The sequence below is a fragment of the Hydrogenimonas sp. genome (assembly GCF_029933015.1).
Classification (GTDB): Bacteria; Campylobacterota; Campylobacteria; order Campylobacterales; family Hydrogenimonadaceae; genus Hydrogenimonas.
In genome coordinates this window covers 1-3,492 of the sequence record NZ_JAOZOZ010000160.1, presented here as the reverse complement: position 1 = coordinate 3,492, position 3,492 = coordinate 1, and the positions used below count along the sequence as shown (strand labels likewise).

4 protein-coding genes are annotated in these 3,492 nt (G+C 58.0%); 2 read left to right on the top strand and 2 right to left on the bottom strand.

The annotated features are described in order from the left end of the window. Positions 1-149 precede the first annotated feature (149 nt). A complete protein-coding gene (gene waaF / locus Q1K23_RS08625) occupies positions 150-1,133 on the top strand; it encodes a lipopolysaccharide heptosyltransferase II (protein WP_300363860.1) in 984 nt (327 codons plus the stop codon). Between the two features lie 105 nt (positions 1,134-1,238). Then, positions 1,239-1,484, top strand: a complete 246-nt coding sequence (locus Q1K23_RS08620; protein ID WP_300363858.1) for a helix-hairpin-helix domain-containing protein — start codon at positions 1,239-1,241, stop codon at positions 1,482-1,484. An 8-nt stretch (positions 1,485-1,492) separates the two neighbouring features. Here the strand turns inward: Q1K23_RS08620 and gmhA are convergent, their stop codons facing one another. Next, complete coding sequence (gene gmhA / locus Q1K23_RS08615) at positions 1,493-2,065, bottom strand: D-sedoheptulose 7-phosphate isomerase (protein WP_300363856.1); 573 nt, start codon at positions 2,063-2,065, stop codon at positions 1,493-1,495. Then, positions 2,059-3,492, bottom strand: a complete 1,434-nt coding sequence (gene rfaE1, locus Q1K23_RS08610; RefSeq protein WP_300363855.1) for a D-glycero-beta-D-manno-heptose-7-phosphate kinase — start codon at positions 3,490-3,492, stop codon at positions 2,059-2,061. The genes gmhA and rfaE1 overlap by 7 nt, the downstream gene beginning before the upstream one ends.

Here is a 3,492-nt window from a genome sequence, read left to right as displayed (position 1 = left end):
CCCCTGCTCATCCACTCCGGCGAAGCGATCGCCGAGCATCTCGAAAGCGAAGGCTACGCCTCCAACAGTGCCGAGAGAACCGAGCTGAAAATCTTCGCATCCGAAAATCCCGACGCTCTCAAATCGATCGCGAAAGGGTGGCTGGAACGATGAAGATCCTCGTCGAACTCCCCACATGGCTGGGCGACACCGTCATGGCCACACCCGCCCTGGAAAACCTCTACGCCGCCTTTCCCGACGCCGAAATCACACTGGTCGGGTCCTATGTCTCCACCGAGGCGCTGAAGGCCCATCCCCGAGCGAGCCGTGTCGTCGTCGACAAAACCAAAGCGAAAGGGTGGCGCCCCCTGAACGTCTACCGCCTCGCCAAAACGCTCGGCCCCCACGATCTGGCCATCAGTTTCCGAAGCCATTTCTACTCCAGACTCCTGCTCAAACTGACAGGTACGAAAAAAACATATCTCTACAACAAAAAAACCATCCACTACCCGCTACCCGCTACCCACTCGGTACGAAGTGCCGTACATCAAGTCGAAAAGTACGCCGCTTTCATCAACACCGTAACGGGCCGAAACGACACCCCCGGCCCACTACGTCTGGACTGGCCGAAAAAAACGTTTCCCAGACCGACACTGGGCATCAATCCGGGTGCCACCTACGGCAGTGCCAAACGGTGGTATCCCGAAAAGTTCGCCGAAGTGGCCGCCGCTATGGCCGGACACTTCGACATCGTCATCTTCGGCGGGCCGGCGGAGAGAGATATCGCCTCCGATATCGAGCGGATGGTGAGAGAAAGAGGCGTCGAAAACGTGGAGAATCTCGCGGGAAAAACATCGATTCCGGAACTCTGCTCCCTCATCGGGGGACTGGATCTTTTCATCACCGGCGACAGCGGACCCATGCATATCGCCGCGGCCTATCAGATTCCCACCGTCGCCATCTTCGGTCCCACGAAGCACAAAGAGACCTCCCAGTGGATGAATCCAAAAAGTATCATCGTCCGCCACGAACTCGAATGCGCCCCCTGCATGAAACGCACATGCCCCATCAAAACACACGAATGCATGAAAGGGATTTCTGCCGAAGAGGTGATCGAAGCGGCCAATCGCCTGATACAAAATGAAACAATTTAAAATCTTTTACCGATTCATTTAAATAATTTCAAATATTTTATTGCACAAATCGAGAAATTTTCGGTAAATTTTTTGCGAACTTTTTCATAAAAGAAAGGATCGCAAATGAAATATCTGTTTCTCGCTTCACTGATGGGGGCCTCCCTCTTCGCCGCTGTCGACATCAATCACGCTACGGTCAAAGAGCTTCAGAGTGTCAAAGGAATCGGAGAGAAGAAGGCACAGCAGATCGTCGCCTACCGGGAATCGCACTGTTTTCAAAGTGTCGACGAGATCACGAAAATCAGAGGCATCGGTGAAAAGAGCCTCGAAAAGATGCGCCCGCAGCTGACGCTTACACCCTGCAAGTAGCAGAAAGGCTACTTTCTTCGATACTCGTTGTCCACCAGCTGACAGAGGATGTGGCCGATGAGGATGTGCATCTCCTGGATGCGCGCCGTATCATCGGAGGGGACGATGATGTTCAGATCGCAGACATTGTTCATCTCGCCGCCCCCTTTGCCGCTCAGCCCGATCGTCTTGCAGCCGAAATTCTTCGCCGTCTCCATGGCGTAGATGACGTTGGGGCTGTTGCCGCTGGTGGAGATGCCCACCAGCACGTCCCCCTCTTTCGCCAACGCCGCCACCTGCCTCGAAAAGATCTGGTCGAAGCCGTAGTCGTTGCCGATGGCCGTCAAAGCCGACGTATCGGTCGTCAGGGCGATCGCCGGAAGCGGCCGGCGCTCGATCTTGAAACGTCCGGTCAGCTCCGCCGCGATATGCTGGGCGTCCGCCGCGCTGCCGCCGTTGCCGCACAGCAGCACCTTGTTACCCGCCTCCAGCGCTTCGGTGACGATGACACCCGCGGTGTAGATGAAATGCTGCAGCCCCGCGATGGTCTGCTCCAGCACCTTTTGGTGTGCTTCCAGCTCTTTTTCTATGACACTCAGCATCTTTCTCCCCTCATCTTCTCTATCGTTTTCGTGGTACTCTTTCCCTCGACGAAATCGACCAGCTTCACCTCTTTGGCGATGTCGCTGCCGACCACCTCCTTGCCCGCGTAGTCGCCTCCCTTGACCAGTACGTCGGGCTCTACCACTTTGATCAATTCATAGGGCGTATCCTCGTCGAAGATCGTGACGAAATCGACCGCATCGAGCGCCGCCAGCAGATAGGCCCGGTCGTATTCCGGATTGACGGGACGTTCCGGACCTTTGAGACGCCGCACCGAATCGTCGCCGTTGACCCCTACGATCAGCACGTCGCCGAAACTCTTGGCTTTTTCGAGGTATTTGACATGTCCCAGGTGCAGGATGTCGAAACAGCCGTTGGTAAAGACGATCTTTTTGCCTTCCGACTTCAGGCGTGCCACCGTCGTGGCCAGCGCCTCCCGGCTCTTGATGCGATGCTCGGTGGTACTTTCGTGCAGGGCGTTTTCATAGGCGATGATCTCGTCCCACGTCGCCGTGGCGCTGCCGAGCTTGCCTACGACCACCGCCGCCGCGGCGTTGGCGATGCGGGCGGCTTCGTCGATCTCCCCACCGCAGGCACGCACGAAGCCCAGCGTGGCGATCACGGTATCCCCAGCCCCCGTCACGTCGTAGACCTCTCTGGCCACCGTCGGGATCACCCGCATCTCCTCCCCGAAGATCGCCATCCCCTCTTCCGAGAGGGTGATGATGGCCCGCTCAAGCCCCAGCTCGTTTTTCAGCTTGAAACCGGCCTCTTTCAGACTCGCCTCGTCGACGATGGCGATACCGGTGGCTTCGCTCGCCTCCTTCTTGTTGGGGGTGATCGCCGTCGCTCCGCGGTATTTTGTGTAATCCCTTCCTTTCGGATCCACCATGACCCGGATGCCGCGAGCTTTCGCTGCGCCTATCACACCCTGGGTCAACCGATCGGTCAACACCCCCTTGCCGTAGTCGGAGACGAGCACCGTGTCGATCCCCCGATCCAGAAGCTCCCCGATTTTCGTCAACAGCGCCACTTCACTCTCACTCGAAACGGGTTGACGCGTTTCACTGTCGAAACGCACCACCTGCTGGTGTGAGGCGATCACCCGGCTCTTTCGGGTCGTGTTGCGCCCCGCCTCTTCCACCAATGCGTCACACCCGACACCCAGCTCTTCCAGCATTTCCCGCAGCCGCGCTCCGTTTTCGTCCGGCCCGATCACCGATGCCACCGCCACCTGCGCGCCCAGCGCCACGAGATTGTTGACCACGTTGCCCGCGCCGCCCAGCACTTCGGTCTCCTCCTGCACATCGATCACCGGCACCGGCGCCTCGGGAGAGATCCGTTCGGTTCTGCCCCAGAGATAGTGGTCGATCATCAGGTCACCGACGACGAGCAGGCGGGGATGGGCATCGGCGTATCTACGCAT